Origin of the sequence: Winogradskyella ouciana, from assembly GCF_009709615.1 — a bacterium.
Classification (GTDB): Bacteria; Bacteroidota; Bacteroidia; order Flavobacteriales; family Flavobacteriaceae; genus Winogradskyella; species Winogradskyella ouciana.
Genome location: NZ_WJYA01000002.1, coordinates 98,156 through 117,511, shown reverse-complemented (window position 1 = coordinate 117,511; position 19,356 = coordinate 98,156). Strand labels below are relative to the sequence as shown.

Annotated in this window: 19 protein-coding genes; 13 read left to right on the top strand and 6 right to left on the bottom strand. The window is 35.3% G+C overall.

Annotation, left to right across the window (positions count from 1 at the left end):
• Positions 1-76: 76 nt before the first annotated feature.
• The 3 genes from F1003_RS16785 to F1003_RS01340 form a co-directional block, all read right to left on the bottom strand.
• Entirely contained in the window at positions 77-253 is a 177-nt protein-coding gene (locus F1003_RS16785) for a glycine zipper domain-containing protein (protein WP_202913869.1), read from the bottom strand.
• Positions 254-349: 96 nt separating this feature from the next.
• Entirely contained in the window at positions 350-862 is a 513-nt protein-coding gene (locus tag F1003_RS01345) for a nuclear transport factor 2 family protein (protein ID WP_155087403.1), read from the bottom strand.
• 136 nt (positions 863-998) lie between these two features.
• Positions 999-1,352 carry a 4Fe-4S dicluster domain-containing protein gene (locus F1003_RS01340; protein ID WP_155087402.1) on the bottom strand — a complete coding sequence of 118 codons (354 nt, stop codon included), beginning with the start codon at positions 1,350-1,352 and terminating at the stop codon, positions 999-1,001.
• A 104-nt stretch (positions 1,353-1,456) separates the two neighbouring features.
• Here F1003_RS01340 and F1003_RS01335 point away from each other — a divergent pair, with 104 nt between their 5' ends.
• The 8 genes from F1003_RS01335 (at position 1,457) to F1003_RS01300 (ending at position 9,340) form a co-directional block, all read left to right on the top strand.
• Positions 1,457-2,515, top strand: coding sequence for an acyl-CoA reductase (locus F1003_RS01335; RefSeq protein WP_155087401.1), 1,059 nt, complete (start codon positions 1,457-1,459; stop codon positions 2,513-2,515).
• Between the two features lie 114 nt (positions 2,516-2,629).
• The gene (serC, locus tag F1003_RS01330; RefSeq protein WP_155087400.1) at positions 2,630-3,691 is read left to right on the top strand and encodes a 3-phosphoserine/phosphohydroxythreonine transaminase; all 1,062 of its coding nucleotides are present in this window, start codon (positions 2,630-2,632) and stop codon (positions 3,689-3,691) included.
• A 139-nt stretch (positions 3,692-3,830) separates the two neighbouring features.
• Entirely contained in the window at positions 3,831-4,781 is a 951-nt protein-coding gene (locus F1003_RS01325; RefSeq protein WP_155087399.1) for a D-2-hydroxyacid dehydrogenase, read from the top strand.
• Between the two features lie 104 nt (positions 4,782-4,885).
• Entirely contained in the window at positions 4,886-5,524 is a 639-nt protein-coding gene (locus tag F1003_RS01320; protein WP_155087398.1) for a DUF937 domain-containing protein, read from the top strand.
• A gap of 214 nt (positions 5,525-5,738) precedes the next feature.
• On the top strand, positions 5,739-6,176 hold the full coding sequence (locus F1003_RS01315) for a DUF6146 family protein (protein ID WP_155087397.1): 438 nt from the start codon (positions 5,739-5,741) through the stop codon (positions 6,174-6,176).
• A 28-nt stretch (positions 6,177-6,204) separates the two neighbouring features.
• Positions 6,205-6,699 carry a DUF6787 family protein gene (locus tag F1003_RS01310; RefSeq protein WP_155087396.1) on the top strand — a complete coding sequence of 165 codons (495 nt, stop codon included), beginning with the start codon at positions 6,205-6,207 and terminating at the stop codon, positions 6,697-6,699.
• Positions 6,696-7,040 (top strand): hypothetical protein, encoded by a 345-nt coding sequence (locus F1003_RS01305; protein ID WP_155087395.1) that lies wholly within the window; start codon positions 6,696-6,698, stop codon positions 7,038-7,040. The genes F1003_RS01310 and F1003_RS01305 overlap by 4 nt, the downstream gene beginning before the upstream one ends.
• Positions 7,041-7,087: 47 nt before the next feature.
• Positions 7,088-9,340: a TonB-dependent receptor gene (locus tag F1003_RS01300; protein WP_155087394.1), complete on the top strand. Its 2,253-nt coding sequence runs from the start codon at positions 7,088-7,090 to the stop codon at positions 9,338-9,340.
• Positions 9,341-9,370: 30 nt separating this feature from the next.
• Here the strand turns inward: F1003_RS01300 and F1003_RS01295 are convergent, their stop codons facing one another.
• A complete protein-coding gene (locus F1003_RS01295; protein ID WP_155087393.1) occupies positions 9,371-9,649 on the bottom strand; it encodes a hypothetical protein in 279 nt (92 codons plus the stop codon).
• Between the two features lie 215 nt (positions 9,650-9,864).
• Between F1003_RS01295 and F1003_RS01290 the strand changes: the two genes are divergently transcribed.
• Complete coding sequence (locus F1003_RS01290; protein WP_155087392.1) at positions 9,865-12,381, top strand: DUF5916 domain-containing protein; 2,517 nt, start codon at positions 9,865-9,867, stop codon at positions 12,379-12,381.
• Positions 12,382-12,426: 45 nt separating this feature from the next.
• Positions 12,427-13,089 (top strand): ABC transporter ATP-binding protein, encoded by a 663-nt coding sequence (locus F1003_RS01285; protein ID WP_155087391.1) that lies wholly within the window; start codon positions 12,427-12,429, stop codon positions 13,087-13,089.
• 154 nt (positions 13,090-13,243) lie between these two features.
• On the opposite strand, the gene F1003_RS01280 is transcribed toward F1003_RS01285, so the two are convergent.
• On the bottom strand, positions 13,244-13,882 hold the full coding sequence (locus tag F1003_RS01280; RefSeq protein WP_155087390.1) for a hypothetical protein: 639 nt from the start codon (positions 13,880-13,882) through the stop codon (positions 13,244-13,246).
• Positions 13,883-14,131: 249 nt separating this feature from the next.
• Here F1003_RS01280 and fumC point away from each other — a divergent pair, with 249 nt between their 5' ends.
• The 3 genes from fumC (at position 14,132) to hutI (ending at position 18,377) form a co-directional block, all read left to right on the top strand.
• Positions 14,132-15,529, top strand: coding sequence for a class II fumarate hydratase (fumC, locus tag F1003_RS01275; protein ID WP_155087389.1), 1,398 nt, complete (start codon positions 14,132-14,134; stop codon positions 15,527-15,529).
• Between the two features lie 81 nt (positions 15,530-15,610).
• Positions 15,611-17,014: an FG-GAP-like repeat-containing protein gene (locus F1003_RS01270; RefSeq protein ID WP_155087388.1), complete on the top strand. Its 1,404-nt coding sequence runs from the start codon at positions 15,611-15,613 to the stop codon at positions 17,012-17,014.
• Between the two features lie 94 nt (positions 17,015-17,108).
• Positions 17,109-18,377, top strand: coding sequence for an imidazolonepropionase (gene hutI, locus F1003_RS01265; RefSeq protein ID WP_155087387.1), 1,269 nt, complete (start codon positions 17,109-17,111; stop codon positions 18,375-18,377).
• Positions 18,378-18,395: 18 nt separating this feature from the next.
• On the opposite strand, the gene F1003_RS01260 is transcribed toward hutI, so the two are convergent.
• The gene (locus F1003_RS01260) at positions 18,396-19,292 is read right to left on the bottom strand and encodes a DUF8428 domain-containing protein (protein ID WP_155087386.1); all 897 of its coding nucleotides are present in this window, start codon (positions 19,290-19,292) and stop codon (positions 18,396-18,398) included.
• Positions 19,293-19,356: the final 64 nt, after the last annotated feature.

Sequence of the window (19,356 nt, the reverse complement as noted above, 5' to 3'; positions counted from 1 at the left end):
ACTGTGCAGATATTATTGAAACTGAAAGTTTGAAGCGAAGTGTTGAGGGAAGTTTCAATAAAGCTGTACAAATACCTTAAGAGTTATCTTCGTTATCATTGGTATCCTTAGCCTGCATGGCGGAACCCAAACCTGCACCAATAGCAACACCTATTGCCAGCCATAATCCAAGATTACCAGTTGCAACTCCAATTGCTGTTCCTATAGCAACTCCCACACCTATGCCAATTGGTAGCTTATTTCCTTTTTTCATGTTGTAAAGTTAGTATTATAGTTGTTTCTCAACAAGATTTTATTAACAAATCCCAAGCCAAAGACTCAGGATTAATTAAACAATTATTTTACTTTTTTATTCTTGGTTTAAGGTAGAATGATGCTCATGCACAATTCTCCAGCCTTTTTTAGTTTTAAGAAATAGTAATGTCATTTGCTCGTTAACAACAGCTAAGTTTTCACCGAATTTTAAATGAAAATCTGTATGAAGCGTCACATTTGCTACCTTTCCGTAAACAGCAATTTTCATATCATTTAAATCGAATTTTACAACTTCTGTGACGGCTCCAAACGTACCACGTTCAAATTTTTCGCTCTCTTCTCCTCCGTTTCTAACTTCACCATTCTTAAATTCTGTAAATTTTGGCCCATAGGCATGAAATGAAATAAGTTTATCTAAATCTCCTTCTCTTGCACTTTGGGCAATACTATCCATGGTCAGTTTAACCTCTCGTTGTGCATCTGGAAACTGATCGTTTAAATGATCAACTTCAACTTCTTTGACTTCAATTTTTTCTTCTTGTTGTTTACATCCAATTATTAGAAGTCCAAAGACCATAAAAAGTGCAATTGAGAATTTTGTTTTCATAATTTATAAATATTTGATTAATAGCCACTTGCAAAGTACAACATTTACATTAGCAAGAACCATTAATTACCAAAAACAAAAAATCCCAAGCCAAAGGCTCAGGATTAATATTCATTTATCGTTTGTGATTAACCTTTTACTCATCAGGATGCATAAAGCTCTGCTTAGCTAACAGTTCTGCCTCCGACTCTACCACATCTTCATCTGGCACACAGCAATCCACTGGGCAAACCGCAGCACACTGAGGCTCTTCATGGAAGCCCATACATTCCGTACATTTATCTGGTGCAATGTAATAAATTTCATCACTTATAGGTTCTTGTGTTTCCTCAGCATCTACTGCTTTTCCATTGGGTAAAACTACTTTTCCTGTTAGGCTTGTACCGTCAGAATAGCGCCAATCGTCGGCACCTTCGTAAATAGCAGTATTTGGGCATTCTGGCTCACAAGCTCCACAATTAATACATTCGTCTGTGATTATTATTGCCATAATTTAATTCTTCTTTTTATTGCTTAATTTTGCAGTCTCTTGTAGCTCGCTACAAAATACGAAGTGCAAAAATAGAGCCAAAATGGCGGTTTACCAAACACTACATGGATTTACAACAAAGAATTAACGCTTTCGCAAAATTAGGACGGTTTTTATGTCAATTTAAAACCGATGGTATCACAAAAGATGACACTGTTACATCAAACGATTTGTTTTTTGAGGGTTTTAAACATCAAATTAAATTAGCAAAAGAACACAATGGCTGGTTTACCGAAGCGAACATCTTGTTTAGTTTGGAGTCTTGGTGTAAGGCATTGACAGATAATAATATTAAGCAATGGATATCAAAGTATAACTTCAATCTATCGGAACCAAAAACCATCGGCATAATTATGGCTGGTAATATTCCATTAGTTGGCTTTCATGATTTCCTTTCCGTGCTAATTTCTGGGCATAAGGTTTTAGTAAAACAGTCATCTAACGATAAGCATCTTCTGCCGTTTTTGGCAAAGTATCTAGAAGTTGTTGAACCTGGCTTTAAAGATAAAATCACATTCACTGAAGGCAAGCTAGAGAATTTTGATGCTGTTATCGCCACAGGTAGTGATAACACGGCACGCTATTTTGAATATTACTTCAAGGACAAGCCTTCTATTGTAAGAAAGAACCGAAATTCGGTTGCAGTACTTACAGGCAATGAAACTCATGAGCAATTAGAAGCTTTATCCGATGATATGTTTAGATACTACGGTTTAGGCTGTAGAAATGTCTCAAAACTATTTGTCCCAAAAGATTATAACTTCGAGGCGTTTTTTAAGGCGGTTTATAAATGGCACCATGTTATCCACGAAGCAAAATATGCCAACAACTATGATTACAACAAGGCTGTTTATTTAATGAGCGAGTTTGATATGCTTGAAAATGGATTTCTAATGGTTAAGGAAGATCCAAGCTATGCTTCGCCTATTGCTACTGTATTTTATGAAACCTACGATTCGGAAGACGATTTAAAGAAAAAACTCAAATCAGATTCAGATAAAATTCAATGTGTCGTGGCTGACGGCTTTATGAAAAACGAGGTGGATTTTGGTGAGACCCAAAAACCACAGCTTTGGGATTATGCAGATAATGTGGATACTGTTGAATTCTTGTTAAAAATTTGACCTAAAAATTATCAATTTATTAATACTTAATCCCTGATAAATTAGCACCTTTGTAGCTGTTTAAAAATGACTCTTCAGGATATTTAAGAGATTCTGAAATAAATTCATGATAAAATGAAAAAGCATAATTTTAGCGCAGGTCCTTGTGTATTGCCAAAATCAGTAATTGAAAAAGCATCAGAAGCCCTTATAAACTTTGATGATGGACTATCCCTTATAGAAATTTCTCACCGTAGTAAGCCTTTTGTAGATGTAATGGAAAATGCCAGGTCATTGGCGTTGGAACTTCTAGGATTAGAGGGCAAAGGCTATAAGGCGTTGTTTCTACAAGGTGGAGCGAGTACTCAATTTTTGATGGTCGCTTTAAATCTATTAGAAAAACGTGCAGGTTACTTAAATACTGGTACTTGGTCGGATAAGGCTATTAAGGAAGCTAAAATCTATGATGATATATATGAAGTAGCATCCTCCAAAAGTGCTAATTTTAATTATATCCCAAAAGGTTACGACATCCCTGAAGATTACGATTATTTTCATTGCACCTCTAACAATACCATTTTCGGGACACAAATGAAACATTTTCCTACATCACCAATCCCAATGGTATGTGATATGAGTAGTGATATTTTTTCACGTCAATTGGATTTTACTAAATTCGATTTGATCTATGCTGGCGCACAGAAAAATATGGGTCCTGCAGGTACTACTTTAGTTGTTGTGAAGGAAGATATTTTAGGTAAAGTGTCTCGTAAGATTCCATCAATGATGGATTACAAGGTTCACATTAGCAAAGGCAGTATGTTTAACACACCACCTGTATTTGCAGTATATACAAGTATGCTGACCTTGCAGTGGTTAAAGGATTTAGGTGGCATAAAAGCTATTGAAGAGGAAAATGACAAAAAAGCGCGATTGATTTATTCTGAGATTGATTTGAACCCTTTATTCAAAGGTTATGCCGTTAAAGAAGATCGTTCTAATATGAATGCCACTTTCACTCTAGAAAACGAAAATCTTAAAGAAACTTTTGATGCCATGTGGAAAGAAGCTGGCATTAACGGATTAAATGGCCACAGAAGTGTTGGTGGCTATAGAGCTTCAATGTACAATGCCTTATCGCTAGATAGCGTAAAGGTACTGGTGGAAGTTATGAGCGAACTTGAGAGTAAGGCTTAAGAAAGCCTTCAGTAAGCATTTGTAGTTTATAATGCTTACTTAAACATAAAATTAATAATCGTCATTCCGAACGAAGTAAAGGAATCTCTTTAATGAGATTGCCACATCATTCTTCCTCGCAATGACAAAAAACTGAATAATGAAAGTATTAGCAAACGACGGAGTTTCACAAAGCGGTATTGATGCTTTGGAAGCTGCTGGATATGAAGTCATAACAACTACAGTTGCGCAAGAGCAATTACAAAATTACATTAACGAAAATAACATTGATGTCCTTTTGGTAAGAAGTGCCACAAAAGTTAGAAAGGATATTATCGACAACTGTCCTAACCTTAAGGTTATTGGCCGTGGTGGTGTTGGTATGGACAATATTGATGTAGAATATGCACGCAGTAAAGGTTTACATGTTATCAATACACCAGCAGCATCTTCTCATTCTGTTGCCGAATTAGTATTTGGACACTTCTATGGCTTGGCTCGTTTTCTTCATAACTCTAATCGTGATATGCCACTAGAAGGTGATACTAATTTTAAAAGCTTAAAAAAATCTTACGCAAAAGGAACAGAGCTAAAAGGAAAAACACTTGGAGTTATTGGTTTTGGAAGAATTGGACAAGCTACAGCAAAAGTAGCTATCGGAGCAGGAATGAAAGTTGTTGCCTTTGATCCTTTTATTGAAAAAGCAGATTTGGAACTAGAGTTTTTTGACGGACAAAACTTAAATTTTGAAATTGAAACCATTTCTAAAGAAGACGTCTTAAAGCAATCAGATTTCTTAACGCTACATGTACCTGCTCAAAAAGAGTATGTAATAGATGAAAAAGAGTTTAACCAAATGAAAGATGGTGTAATCATCGCCAATGCTGCACGTGGTGGAGTTGTAAATGAAGTGGCGCTTGTCAAAGCTCTCGAAAGCGGAAAAGTGGCTAGAGCGGCTTTAGATGTTTTTGAAAAAGAACCAGCTCCAGAAATTCAGTTGTTAATGAATCCTTCTCTTTCATTAACTCCTCACACAGGTGCTGCAACAAATGAAGCACAAGATAGAATTGGTGTGGAGTTAGCTGAGCAAATCATAAGTATTTTAAGTTAAGTCATTAAAAATGTGACCAAAGCAAAAAATATGAGTCCTACAATCGTGGGACTTTTTTTTGTACCTTCAAATACTAAATTTATTAACCGTAATCACAAAACAAAATGGAAGGAATTTTAGACTTATTAAACAGTGACTTAGGAAAAACCATCATAAGTGGTGTTTCTGGATCTACAGGAACAGACCAAAATAAAACAAGTAGTGTTTTAACCATGGCATTGCCTGTTCTTATGAAAGCTATGGAGCGCAATGCTTCTACGCCAGAAGGAGCTCAAGGTTTAATGGGAGCATTAAAGAGCAAACACGACGGAAGTATCTTAGACAACTTAGGTGGTCTTTTTGGAGGTGGAGTCGATGAAGACGTAAAAACTGATGGAGATAAAATTCTTGGCCATGTTTTGGGTCAAAGACGTCATGGTGTTGAGCAAGTGTTAGGGCAGAAAGCAGGATTAGATGCAGGTTCTGTTGGCAATATCCTTAAAGTTGCTGCACCAATATTAATGGGTGTTTTAGGTAAACAAGCTCGTCAGAACAATGTAAGTTCACAAAGTGATTTAGGAGGCTTACTAGGAGGTTTATTAGGAGGAAGTAAGACTAGCAATGAGCAAAGTTTTCTTGAGAAAATATTAGATGCCGATGGTGATGGTAGTGTCATCGATGATGTTGCTGGTATGGTGCTAGGTGCTGGAAAAAAGAAAAGAGGCGGACTCGGTGGTCTTTTAGGCGGTCTATTCGGAAAATAGTATTTAAATACTATGATATATAAAAGCAGTTCCTATTGGAGCTGCTTTTTTTATTGCTATTCTTCAATAGACTAAAAAAAGGATTGTTTACTCATTGAAACGACCTGTTTACAAAATGGGGCTATAAAATAGATGTGATTTTACCTTGCTTTGTAGTGTTAAATCGAATTTAAAATATAAACAACACTCATTAATTTTTAATATCTTTAGTAATATGAAAAAGATTATCCCATTTATCGTACTTATAGCCCTTATTGCAAGTTGCAAATCTTACGACAATGACCAAACTATCAACAACAGTAATGATAGTGGTTTAGTGGAAAACGATACGGTTTCCATTAGTAGTGACGAAAGTGACTACGAAATTATAATCATTGAACCGGGTTTTAATGCTTGGCTGCAATCTAGAGCCAGACCAAGAGGGTTTCACTCTCAACAATGGTTAGAGTCTCGTAATGCCTTATTGGTACAATCGTGGAACCAAAGGAATCTACAACCCATGGTCTATGACCCAAATTTATATCAGCTACGGATAGATTACGATACACGCACAGATTATGGTTATGATGTTAACTATAAACTCTATAACTATTTTTTATATTTTCAGTTAAAATATAACCAAAGGTTAACATCTTTGGTTCCTAGAATTTAGCTTAAATTTGCAGCACTTAAAAAGTGTTATGGAAAAATTCAAAAAACAATGGGAAATACAACACAATTGGCAGTTGTTGTTTCCCATTTTTGGTTTACTCGCTTTAGGCTATTCTGCCTTTAAACTCTCTAATGCTTTTTTAAAGGACTACCCTATTGCATTTACAATTGTAGCTACAGTCCCTGTTTTTTATAGCCTATTGAAGCTAACCTTATTCATTTTCAAAAAACTGGAAAACAAGTGGATACTCGATTATAAATGGGAAATGATTCGAGTGTTTATAGTATTTGCCATAACCGGTTCATCGTCTATGCTTATAGGTAGACCAATAATGAAGCTAATGGGTATTACTAAAGAAAACTTAAATCCTCTGCTCTATTGGATTTTATTCATTATAATTGGGCTAATTTTTTACCAAATCCTATTGGTTTTCTTTGGTTGGCTGTTTGGTCAATTTAAATTCTTTTGGGAATTTGAAAAGAAAATGTTGAGACGATTTGGTTTAAAGCGCTTTTTAGATTGAGAATTAAGACCATTATAACATCCCTTTTTAAAGTTCTAGCATTTACGTTAGCACTCTCAGTGTTGTTGCCAACAGCAGTAAAGTTGTCGCATGTTTTCAATCATCATGAGCACGAAGTTTGCGAGAATGACGATGCAGATAAAAGTACGCATTTTCATGAGTTTGATTTAGATTGTGATTTCTATAAGTTTAAGCTTACAAGTCAATTTTATTTCAAGTTAAAATTAGAAGACTTCAAGGTTTTTGAAGACAATTATAAAATAACAAACTCTCAGTATGAGTTTGTTAGTACCTTTCAAAAATTACAAACTGCACTCAGAGGGCCTCCTCAACTGATTTAATATACACAGGATACAAATTTTTTTCCAAATTATTAAATCATTACATCATGAAAAAATTATTGGCATTGGCCATAAGCTTGTATTGCTTTGGCATAAATGCACAACATACATTTACAGGCAAAGTCATAGATAATACAACACAACAAAGTATTAGTTTTGCCACAATTTACTTCCCAGAACTTGAAAACGGAACTACCGCAAACGAGAACGGTGAATTCTCAATAGAAATAGGCTCTGGCGCCTTTAAACTCGTTGTTTCGAGTATTGGTTACGAAACTAAATCGTTGCAGATAAAGATTCCGATGTCCGAAGGCTTTATTATAGCGCTTTCGGAATCTGCAATAGAGATGGAAGAAGTCATCATTTCAACACCTTTTCATAAGTTACAGAGTGAAAACGTGATGAAGGTAGAACAAAAGAAAATTAAGGAATTAAAGGCTTCTGGAGCCGTTACCTTAGCGGAAGGCATTACTAATATTGCTGGTGTGGAGAGTGTTACCACAGGGAATAGCATAGGTAAACCCGTAATACGAGGTTTAAGCTCCAATCGTGTGTTGGTTTACACACAAGGCGTGAGGTTAGAAAACCAACAATATGGGGACGAGCACGGTCTTGGCATTAACGATGCAGGTATAGAAAGTGTAGAGGTTATAAAAGGACCCGCTTCTCTACTGTATGGTAGTGATGCCTTAGGTGGTGTGTTATACTTAAACCCAGAACGTTTTGCTAATGCAAATGAATCGTCAGCAGATGCTTCAGTAAATTACTTTAGTAATACAAGAGGTTATGCAACAAATGCTGGCTACAAAGCCTCTAAGGATGGTTTTAAATTTTTGTTTAGAGGTAGTCTTACTGAACACTCAGATTATGAAACCAATCGTTATAGAGTAACGAATTCGCGCTATAGGGAACAGGATTTTAAAGCAGGTTTAGGGTATCAGGCATCAAAATTTAAAATAGAGTTCCGTTATAATTTGAATAATGCCAAAATTGGACTTCCAGAAGAAATTGGTATTCAATCCACAAACAGAGCTCCATTATTGCCTTATCAAAATATCGATAATCATATTTTCAGTTCTAAGTCCACATTATTTTTTGAAGATTCGAGCTTAGATGTTGTTTTAGGTTACACCTATAATAATAGAAAAGAGTTTGAAGAGCATCACCATCATGATGAAGACGAGCACGAAGATGAAGATGATCATGAGGATGAGGAAGATCACGAAGACGAACATGATGAAGATGAAGAGATTACTGAGCCAGCCCTTCACATGAAGCTAAAAACCTTTAGCTATAACGTTAAATATAATCTGCCTGAACTTGGGCGTTTTGAGACCATCCTCGGTGTGCAAGGCATGAATCAGGCGAACACAAATTATGGTGAAGAGATTCTAATTCCGAATGCAACAACTAATGATTTTGGTGTACTGGCAACTTCTCATATTCATTTTGAAACGGTTGATGTGCAATTGGGTGCGCGTTATGACTACAGAAATATAGCTATAGAGAACAATGCCGAAAAAAGCTTTAACTCGTTTAACGGCGCTTTGGGCTTTAAAACAGATATTTTTAATAGAGTAACAGCGAGACTTAATTTGGCATCTGGCTTTAGGGCGCCAAACTTAGCAGAATTAGCCTCTGATGGTACACATGAAGGTACAAACCGTTATGAAATCGGAAATATTAATCTTGATTATGAACAAAATTTACAGGTAGATTTAGCTCTTGAGTATAAGAACGAACATGTAGAGTTATTTGCAAATGGGTTCTATAACAAAGTTAATGATTATATCTACTTAAATCCTAATGGTGAATTTATAGAAGACGACCCTGTTTTCATTTATGAGCAACAAGATGCCACACTTTATGGTGGTGAGTTTGGCTTACACTTACATCCACACCCTTTAGATTGGTTGCATTTTGAAAGCAGTTTTGAAACCGTTACCGGAAAATTGGATAATGATGATTATTTACCGTTAATTCCTGCTAATTCATTGACAAACACGGTAAGGGTAGAATTCGATTTTAAATCGGTTAAAGACAGTTATGTTTTTGTAAAGTTGCGCTCAACTTTCGCACAAAATAACACGAACCCTTTTGAAACTGCATCAGATGCTTACAACCTCTTAAGTGTTGGCATTGGTGGTTCTTTTGAGTTTTTAAAGAATGATATGGCAGTAACACTATCTGCCACTAATCTGTTAGATACGGAATATATTCACCATTTATCGCGCCTTAAGCCAGATGGTATTTTGAATATGGGGCGTAATGTTAATTTGGGAATTACTTATACCTTATAAAAAAAATAGCACTCAAATGAGTGCTTTTTTTTATGCTTTATCTAAGGGTTTCTCTTTTTTAATAAGATAGGTGTAAATCCACATTAGAGTAAATGATGGTATGATATCAAAACCAGGCAAAGCCTCTTCAACAAAAGTGATGACACCAGCAATTCTTCCTTCTTTCCCTTTATATAATTTGGTCATCAACCAACCTGAAACTGGCGCCCAGATAATATCAGAGAATTCTCCGACACCAGGTATGATGAAGGACACAAAGCCTAATGCGTCAAACAATAGACCTAGAAATAGTATTTGGTATTTTTTCATATTTAATTTATGAATTTAAGAGCAAGAAGTGTTCCAAAATATGGCATCTGTCGCTTCGTCAGAAAAATTCCATTAACATAACTTAAGGCTTTTTAACTTTTAGTTAAGACCGTTGCGTAACCTGACAAGTTAGTTTTGCAAAGTTGAAGTGTAACAACCGCAAAATAATTATGTCTTTAACAATATACTAAACTATCATCAATCATCAATCCATTATGAACTTACGTTCAATTCTACTATTGCTATTTATTTGTTTTTCAAGCATTGCCATATCCCAAGACGAGGTCATCCTTCCTGGAGAAAAAAAATCATTAAACATCAATCGAGCAGAACAAGCTCCTAAAATAGATGGCGTTCTAGATGATGTAGCATGGCAAAATGCTGAGATAGCCACTAATTTTATTTCATTTAGACCAGAAATCGGTGATAAACGTCCACCTGAGGAACGAACCGAGGTGAAAATGACCTACGATAACCAGGCCATTTATATTGGAGCCTATCTTTACGATGATCCTACAAAAATCATGAAACAGTTGACGAGTAGAGATAATTTTGGTCAAAATGATTTTTTTGGTATCGTAATCAATCCAAACAATGATGCTCAAAACGATATACAGTTCTTCATCTTTAGCTCGGGTCAGCAAGCTGATGCTATTGCAAACCCTACAATTGGTGAAGATTTTGGATGGAATGCTGTTTGGGAAAGTTCCGTTAAAATTGTTGATGATGGCTGGATTGTAGAAGTAAAAATCCCATATCGTGCTTTACGATTTACAGATCAGGAAGAGCCAACTTGGGGTTTACAATTCCATAGACAATTTAGAAGAGAACGGTCGCAATACACATGGAACCCAATTGACCCAACAAAAGGAAATATTGGAATCTATCATGGAGAATTAACAGGTTTAAAAAACATTAAACCACCTGTGAGGCTTAACCTCTACCCTTTTTCAACTGCAATTATAAATGATTTTGATGGAGAAACCGATACCGATTTAACCTTTGGTATGGATGTAAAATATGGTATTACAGACAACTTTACATTAGATGCTACTCTTGTACCAGACTTTAGCCAAGCTGGTTTTGATAACGTAACACTAAACCTTGGGCCATTTGAGCAAACCTTTTCTGAGCAACGGCAGTTTTTCACCGAAGGTGTAGAATTATTCTCTAAAGGTAATTTGTTCTTTTCAAGACGCGTAGGTAACAGACCAAGTGGCAGACTAAATCTATCTGATGACGAAGTAGCAAATGTACCAAGTGAGGTAAAGGTTTTAAATGCGATAAAAATTTCCGGACGAACAAAAGAAGGATTGGGTATTGGAATTTTTAATGCCATTACCGAAAAAACAGAGGCAACAATTACAAATACAACCACCAATGAAAAACGTAATGAAGTTGTAGAGCCTTTTGCCAATTACAATATTCTTGTTGTAGACCAACAATTTAATGGCAACTCCTCTATTAGTTTAATCAATACCAATGTACTGAGAGAAGGTAGTTTTAGAGATGCTAATGCAACCGCATTAGTTACCAGCATACAGAATAAACGTAACACGTATAGAATAATTGGCGAAGCTAAAATGAGCAATGTTAACCGTCAATTTGATGATAATGAAACCGGATACAGTACGTTCTTTTTTATAGGAAAAGCACATGGTAATTTTAGATATAGTTTTGACCACAGCTTTGCAGACACAAAGTTTGATATTAATGATCTTGGACTTATCTTTAGAAATAACTACAATAACTTTGGAGCAGATGTATCCTATAGAATCTTTGAGCCCCAAGGCAATCTTAATAACTACCGTATAAGTGCATATATCAATTACAAAAACCTAGCTAATCCAGGAACCTTTACAGGTATAAATTTTGGAGCAAACTACAATGCACAGACCAAAGCTTTGAATAATTATGGATTTAATATGAATATTGAACCAGGCAAACAATACGATTATTTTGAGTCTAGGGATGGCAGATTTTTTATATACGAAGATATTGTATCTGGTGGTGGGTACTACTCTTCAAATTATAACAAAAAATTTGCTTATGATATTAATGCTAACATATTTAAGATATTTGAAGATGGAAGGGATTTATTTGGGTACAACCTAAATTTAAGTCCTAGATTCAGGTTTAACGATAAATTCCAAGTGGTATATAGCATGAATCTTAATATGTCCAACGGATCCAGAGGTTATGCCACAAGAGTAGATAACCAGCCTATTTTTGGCGAGCGAAACCGTAAAAGATTAACCAATAGTATTTCAGCAAACTATACTTTTAATCCTTTTAACTCATTGGCATTAACGTTTAGACATTATTGGGATACTGTAAACTATGACGATGAATTATTTACCCTATTAGACAATGGTCGCTTAACTACAGAATCTGGTTACACTGTAGATAATATTGGTAACAGTCCAAACATTAACTTTAGTACGTGGAACATAGATCTAAGCTACTCATGGCAATTTGCTCCAGGAAGTTTTTTAACAGCTTTGTATAGAAATCAGTTGTTTAATTTTGATACCATGTCGGAAGACAGTTATTCGGAAAGTTTAAATACATTGTTTGATCAACCGATGCAGCACACACTTTCAGTTAGAGTACAGTACTTTATAGATTTTAATGGTATTAAATCCGTCTTTAAAAAGAAAACACCTACTCAAACAGGGCAAGCGAGTAGATTTAACAATAGACCATTTAATACTTTTAATACACTACCATAAAACATGATGCAATAATCGTATTAAAATAGTATTTTCGCTAACACTATGATTAAGGCAACAAATATTCATAAATCCTATAGCGACCTTCATGTATTGAAAGGTGTCGATTTAACCATTTCTGAAAGTGAAATTATATCCATAGTGGGTGCATCTGGTGCTGGTAAAACAACACTCTTGCAAATCTTGGGTACTTTAGATAAACCCGATTATAAGGCTAATACCGACCTCACTATCAATGGAAAATCCATAACATCTTTAAACGATAAAGCCTTAGCGAAATTTAGAAATAACCATATCGGTTTTATCTTTCAGTTTCACCAATTACTGCCAGAATTTACAGCTTTAGAGAATGTGTGCATTCCAGCTTTTATAAATAACACACCAAAAGCCAAAGCAGAGCTCCGCGCTAAGGAACTACTCGATTACTTAGGGTTGTCAGAGCGTTTACACCACAAGCCCAACAGTATGTCTGGTGGTGAACAGCAACGTGTCGCTGTAGCCAGAGCCTTAATTAACGAACCTAAAATTATATTTGCCGACGAACCTTCTGGGAATTTAGATAGTGAGTCCGCTGAGCAATTGCATAACCTCTTTTTTAAGCTACGGGATGAGTTTAAACAAACCTTCGTTATTGTTACCCATAACCAAGAACTCGCAGAAATGGCAGACAGGCAATTGACTATGGTGGATGGGAAGATTGTGGGATAGGTTTGTGTCAGGCTTATATATCTATTATATAACCGACAGTTAAAGATTCATATATGGTAATTTTCAGGTTATTTTTAGACTTTATCGATTCCGAGTGGATACCGATATAGTCAGAACCTCCGTAATCGCCGTTAATTTCTTTAATTGCAGTAATTTATTCAAAATCAATCGTTTCCCTATCTGTTAATTTAGTTAGTTCAATAGGATTTTCCTCAAATCTTTTTACTGGTCTATCCAGTTTTTGACTTGTGTGTCCAATTGCGAATCCCATTTTATAACCAATATTGTCCTTAGTTGTTAAATATACATTATCATGTTCCTCGTCCCAATCAGGAATAAAAATCATAACTTTTTTATTTACTAAGTCTTCCCTCATCCAAGCATCTCCAGTCTCTGTCGAATACCATCCTTTAACATCAGGTTTATAATCAGATTTTAAACTCAAGTCATGAGCATTTACCAAATAATTAATAAAATAACAGTATCGCTCAAAATCAATGTCATAAGGGAATGTAATAACGAATTCATTGTTAAGAAGAAATAATCTAGGTTGAGCAATATATGTCTCTTGGTTATAAATATTACAAAATTGTTCAATAGCCTGTTTTAAATAATCCAGTTTTATATTTTTTACTAAAATTAATTTATCATTCTCAATCAGCTTGGATGGTTTTTGTGTATCGCTCGGTCTATTTTTACTACTTAAGTCAGGTGAAGATGGTTTTAATCCAAATTGAAAAATCAAAATCACAACTATTACAATCAATCCGATAACAAAAAATGTTTTATTCATTTTGAAATAGCTTTTTGTTTAAATTTCAGTATCTCGATTCTGCTTTAATATTGCAACCATAGGTTGATTTTATCGTCTGTTAAAGAAGCAGGCTCAACATAGGTAAGCAAGTTACCATTTTAATCTCCATATGTCCATACGCAGCATTACGTATTTTTTAAGCTATCAGCATTAAAATAAAAGGCTTGTTTCCGTTTCCAAAAATGGCTTAAATCCGTAATTTTGTAGTATCCATTAAAAATAAGACCAATGACGTATAGAATTGAAAAAGATACCATGGGCGAGGTTAAAGTCCCTGCAGATAAACTTTGGGGAGCGCAAACCGAGCGCTCTCGCAATAATTTTAAAATTGGCTCACCTGCATCCATGCCTTTAGAAGTGGTGCATGGTTTTGCCTATCTTAAAAAAGCGGCTGCTTATACCAATTGTGAATTAGGTGTTTTAGACAAAGACAAACGTGATTTAATTGCGCAGGTATGTGATGAAATTTTAGAAGGTAAGCACGACGATCAGTTTCCGCTGGTGATTTGGCAAACGGGTTCTGGTACGCAAAGTAACATGAACGTTAACGAGGTTATTGCCAACAGAGCACACCAATTGGCTGGTAAGGTTATTGGTGAGGGCGACAAAACCATTCAGCCCAATGATGATGTTAATAAATCACAATCCTCAAATGACACCTTCCCTACTGGGATGCATATTGCGGCTTATAAAAAAGTGGTAGAAACAACCATTCCTGGAGTGATTCAGTTAAGAAATACGCTTCATAACAAATCCCAAGAGTTTAAAGATTGTGTAAAGATTGGTAGAACACATCTTATGGATGCGACTCCGTTAACATTGGGTCAGGAATTTTCTGGTTATGTCTCACAATTAGACCATGGTTTAAAAGCGTTAGAGAGTACTTTGTCACATCTAAGTGAATTGGCACTTGGAGGTACTGCAGTAGGTACTGGCTTAAACACACCAGAAGGTTATGATGTCTTGGTTGCCAAATATATTGCTGATTTTACAGGATTGCCATTCGTTACGGCAGATAATAAATTCGAAGCACTTGCAGCACACGATGCAATTGTAGAAACTCATGGAGCATTGAAACTTTTGGCGGTTTCTTTAAATAAAATAGCTAACGATATAAGAATGATGGCTTCTGGCCCACGCTCTGGAATTGGAGAAATTATAATTCCTGCAAACGAGCCTGGTAGTTCTATTATGCCAGGAAAAGTAAATCCAACGCAGAGTGAAGCCTTAACCATGGTCTGTGCGCAAGTGATGGGTAACGATGTTGCCATTACTGTTGGTGGTACGCAAGGTCACTACGAGCTTAATGTGTTTAAACCTATGATGGCAGCTAATATTTTACAATCTGCACAGTTAATAGGTGATGCTTGTGTAAGTTTTGACGAGAATTGTGCACAAGGTATAGAGCCCAATCACGCAGTGATTAAAGAATTACTGAATAACTCCTTAATGCTGGTAACCGCCTTAAATACTAAGATTGGTTATTATAAAGCAGCCGAAATAGCAAATACAGCCCATAAAAACGGAACCACATTAAAAGAGGAAGCCATTAACCTTGGTTATGTTACTGCTGAGGAGTATGATGAATGGGTAAAACCAGAAGATATGGTTGGTAGCTTAAAGTAAATGTAAGTTATTGAATGTCAAGCAGAATAATAAGATTATAAAATAAATTCTTACATTAGTAAAAACAAATCTAAAGAAATTATGAAAAGAACTTTACTTACTTTAATATCAATATTTTGCATTGCCTTATCAGTAAATGCCCAAACTGTTTGGGCCGCAAAATCTACGATAAATGCATCTACTGGTGATGCACCATACACAATAGCTTCTGGAATTATTGATGGAGATGCACTTTCTGATGTCGTCATTGGGACGTACTTTGGGAACACTATAGAATGGTACAAAAACAATGGCGATGGAACTTTTACATTTCAAACACTAATCACCAATACATTAAATGGCATTGGTGCGCTTAAACTAGTGGATCTTAATGGAGACACGTTTTTAGATATACTGGCTACTGGCTATAACAATGATTCTGTAGTATGGTTCTCTAACGATGGTTCGGGCAACTTCGGAATGGAAACTATTATTTCAAGTACCGTAAGTGGAGCTTCTGGAGTTTCACTTGGTGATATTAATGGTGATACCTTTGTTGATTTGGCTATAACTGCCTATGATGGCAATGAAGTGGTGTGGTTTTCTAATGATGGTACAGGAAGCTTTACTTTAGAATCAGCCAAAATTGATGATACTTTAAGTTCTCCTGGAGTTGTAAATCTAAGTGATATAGATGGCGACGGAGATTTAGATGCTCTGGTTGCAACTGCAGCTTATGCAGCTGATGTTATAGAAATTTTTAGAAATGACCTAGTTCCAGGTGGTACAGTTGCATTTTCTAAAGATGCGACCTCTGTTGCTACTGGTAAAGTTGGTATTTTCAATGCTTCATTCGAAGATTTAGATGGTGACTCAAACCTTGACATACTTGCTACAGAAGTGTCTTTTGGTGGAGGTCCCACAGGAAATCTATATTGGTATGAGGATAATGGAGCTGGTTATACTGAAACTGTATTTACAACTACCATAGTAAATCCTTCCGTAGCTCAATTTAAAGATGTGGATGCCGATGGAGTTGAGGATATTGTATTAAGTAGCGGGTCTTCTGGCTCGGGTAATGATTTGGTATGGTTTAAGAATAATGGATCTGGAAGTTTTGGTAGTGAAACCGTTATTGATAATACTCAAAGTCAAACCTTTGTTTATGCTGTTAATGATTTTGATGAGGATGGTGATATGGATATTGTTAGTTGTGCATACAATGAAGATGATTTAAATTACTTTGAAAATTTATTTGAAACTTTAAATGTTGCCGAATTTGATTTAAGAAGGGTTAGCATTTTCCCTAACCCTACCAAAGACGTATTAAATTTTGAAGGGTTTAACGACAGCGTAATTGATATTACTATCACAGATATATTAGGCAAAAATATTATGACCAAAGCTCATAATTCTAATGAGTCTTTAGATGTTTCAGAATTAGCAGTTGGTCTATATAACATTAGTATCAATGGTAAATTTGCTTCAAAATTCATAAAAGAATAAAGATATAAATATTTTAAAATCTTAAGCGCTAGTTCTATCAGCTAGCGTTTTTTTTATTCAAAAAAAAGAAAGAACTTTACAAAAAAGCAAACCCATGTCTATACTCATCACCAATATTAAGCAACTTTTACAAGTTCATGACTCTAATGTTACGCTTGTAAAGGGCAAAGACATGAAAACACTACCAGTGTTAGAAAATGCTTATCTATATGTTGAGCACGATACCATTATAGAATACGGTGAAATGAAATACTGTGATGGTCTTGAAGCAGAAACCGTTATTGATGCCACTGGCAAAATTGTTTTACCTTCTTGGTGCGACTCTCATACACATATGGTTTATGCAGGTGATAGAACATCAGAATTTGTTGATAGAATCAATGGCTTGAGTTATGCCGAAATCGCCAATCGTGGTGGTGGAATTTTAAACTCTGCAAAATTACTTCAAGACACTTCTGAAGAAGATTTATATGAGCAATCCATAAACCGAATGGAAGAACTCATAAAAATGGGAACAGGAGCTTTTGAAATTAAAACCGGTTATGGACTTACTGTTGATGCCGAATTGAAAATGCTACGTGTTATAAAACGTATAAAGCAGGAAAGCCTAGCCAAAATAGCACCTACCCTTTTAGCCGCTCATGCAATACCCGAAGCTTATCGTACTAAAAAAGATAAATACATTAAATTAATTACAGAACAGTTAATCCCAAAAGCAGCCAAACAGAATATTGCATATTATATAGATGTCTTTTGTGAAGAAGGCTATTTTGATATTAATGATACAGAAGCCATTTTAAAGGCTGGCTTAAAACATAAGCTGAGACCAAAAATTCATGTGAACCAATTTAATATTCTTGGTGGAGTTGCAGTTGGCGTAAAACACAATGCATTATCGGTTGATCACTTGGAAGAACTGAATGAAGATGATATTAAAGCATTAAAAAATAGCGACACTATACCAGTGGCTTTACCTGGTTGCTCATATTTTTTAAGTATTCCTTATACACCAGCAAGACAACTTATTGATGCAGGACTTCCAATAGCAATTGCAACGGACTATAATCCAGGTTCCGCTCCCAGTGGTAATATGAATTTTATTGTAAGTGCCGCTTGCGTAAAGTTAAAAATGACACCAGAAGAAGCAATAAATGCAGCGACTATAAATGGTGCTTACGCTATGGGAATAAGCAATCTGTATGGAAGCATTACAAGAGGCAAAAAGGCTAATCTCATTATCACAAAACCTCTAAATCATTATAGCGAAATTCCTTATGCCTTTGCTCACAATCCTGTTGAGCAAGTTATTATCAACGGTCAATTAAAGGATATAAATAATCCGGAAGAGAACTTCCGGATATAGCATTATCTCAATAAACTGTTATTTCAACTCTAATCTATAGCTCGTAATTAGACTCTGTTTATCATAAATATTTACTGTATAAATACCTTTTGAGAGTTCTTCAGAATCTTCTATATCTAAATAGTCGCATTTATTTATATTCTCATTCTTATAGTCAAATGCTGTAATGAAGGAATAGTTCAATTCAAATCGTTCTTCCTTAAAGCGTTTATATTTTGGTGATACAACGAGCTGTCTAGGACCAATAACCTGAACATAAAGTTCTTTTGTGCCTTCTTTTACCAAAGGGTTTTTGGCAATGGTATAACAAACTTCAAACTTGTCGGTTTTTCTAGCTCTATCGGTTTCAATTTGTTTACCCGAAGAGCGTTCTTTATATGCTCTAGCATCAAGGTGAACCATATTAAGAAAAGCCATACTTTCAACTTTCTCATTTAATTGTTCTTTCTCTTCCTGAAGTTGTGAGTTTTGGTCTTGATAAGACACTAGTTGATTATGAGCCTTAGACAATTCATTTTTCCTAATATTTAGAGATTGTACTAAAAGCCCATTGTCTTGCTTCAACTCATTATTTTCTCTAATCAATCCCTTTAGTGTAGAATGTAATTCTAATTGCCTGTCTTTAAGTGCCAATAAAGATTTTAAGGTTATTGTAGTGGTTTCTAAAGAATCTACGAGCCTGTCAATTTTTAACTTAGCATCAAGTAGTTCGTCATTTTTCCAGTTCCGTTCTTCCAAAAGTTCATCGTAAGAATTAGACATATTTTCTAGTTCTTCGATCAATGCGATTTTCTCTTGCTCTAATTCTGATTTTATGTTTTGGTTTTTAATAGAAAAATAAGAAATTCCGAGGGCAACTAATACTATTATAGAGGCTAAAGCTATTTTTGAACCTCTTTTGGTAATCATTTTCATAGTGTAATAATTTGGATTAATAATTCACCCTTAAGACACTTTGTAATTCTTTTACCCTATGAAA

Bases quoted from the DNA above. Each gene is read 5' to 3' on its own strand.
- F1003_RS01310 (WP_155087396.1), top strand. From the start codon at position 6,205: ATGGAAAAATTCAAAAAACAATGGGAAATACAACACAATTGGCAGTTG.
- F1003_RS01260 (WP_155087386.1), bottom strand. From the start codon at position 19,292: ATGAAAATGATTACCAAAAGAGGTTCAAAAATAGCTTTAGCCTCTATA.
- F1003_RS01315 (WP_155087397.1), top strand. From the start codon at position 5,739: ATGAAAAAGATTATCCCATTTATCGTACTTATAGCCCTTATTGCAAGT.
- F1003_RS01270 (WP_155087388.1), top strand. From the start codon at position 15,611: ATGAAAAGAACTTTACTTACTTTAATATCAATATTTTGCATTGCCTTA.
- F1003_RS01340 (WP_155087402.1), bottom strand. From the start codon at position 1,352: ATGGCAATAATAATCACAGACGAATGTATTAATTGTGGAGCTTGTGAG.
- F1003_RS01300 (WP_155087394.1), top strand. From the start codon at position 7,088: ATGAAAAAATTATTGGCATTGGCCATAAGCTTGTATTGCTTTGGCATA.
- serC (WP_155087400.1), top strand. From the start codon at position 2,630: ATGAAAAAGCATAATTTTAGCGCAGGTCCTTGTGTATTGCCAAAATCA.
- F1003_RS01345 (WP_155087403.1), bottom strand. From the start codon at position 862: ATGAAAACAAAATTCTCAATTGCACTTTTTATGGTCTTTGGACTTCTA.
- F1003_RS01325 (WP_155087399.1), top strand. From the start codon at position 3,831: ATGAAAGTATTAGCAAACGACGGAGTTTCACAAAGCGGTATTGATGCT.
- fumC (WP_155087389.1), top strand. From the start codon at position 14,132: ATGACGTATAGAATTGAAAAAGATACCATGGGCGAGGTTAAAGTCCCT.
- F1003_RS01290 (WP_155087392.1), top strand. From the start codon at position 9,865: ATGAACTTACGTTCAATTCTACTATTGCTATTTATTTGTTTTTCAAGC.
- F1003_RS01285 (WP_155087391.1), top strand. From the start codon at position 12,427: ATGATTAAGGCAACAAATATTCATAAATCCTATAGCGACCTTCATGTA.
- F1003_RS01280 (WP_155087390.1), bottom strand. From the start codon at position 13,882: ATGAATAAAACATTTTTTGTTATCGGATTGATTGTAATAGTTGTGATT.
- F1003_RS01295 (WP_155087393.1), bottom strand. From the start codon at position 9,649: ATGAAAAAATACCAAATACTATTTCTAGGTCTATTGTTTGACGCATTA.
- F1003_RS16785 (WP_202913869.1), bottom strand. From the start codon at position 253: ATGAAAAAAGGAAATAAGCTACCAATTGGCATAGGTGTGGGAGTTGCT.
- F1003_RS01320 (WP_155087398.1), top strand. From the start codon at position 4,886: ATGGAAGGAATTTTAGACTTATTAAACAGTGACTTAGGAAAAACCATC.
- hutI (WP_155087387.1), top strand. From the start codon at position 17,109: ATGTCTATACTCATCACCAATATTAAGCAACTTTTACAAGTTCATGAC.
- F1003_RS01335 (WP_155087401.1), top strand. From the start codon at position 1,457: ATGGATTTACAACAAAGAATTAACGCTTTCGCAAAATTAGGACGGTTT.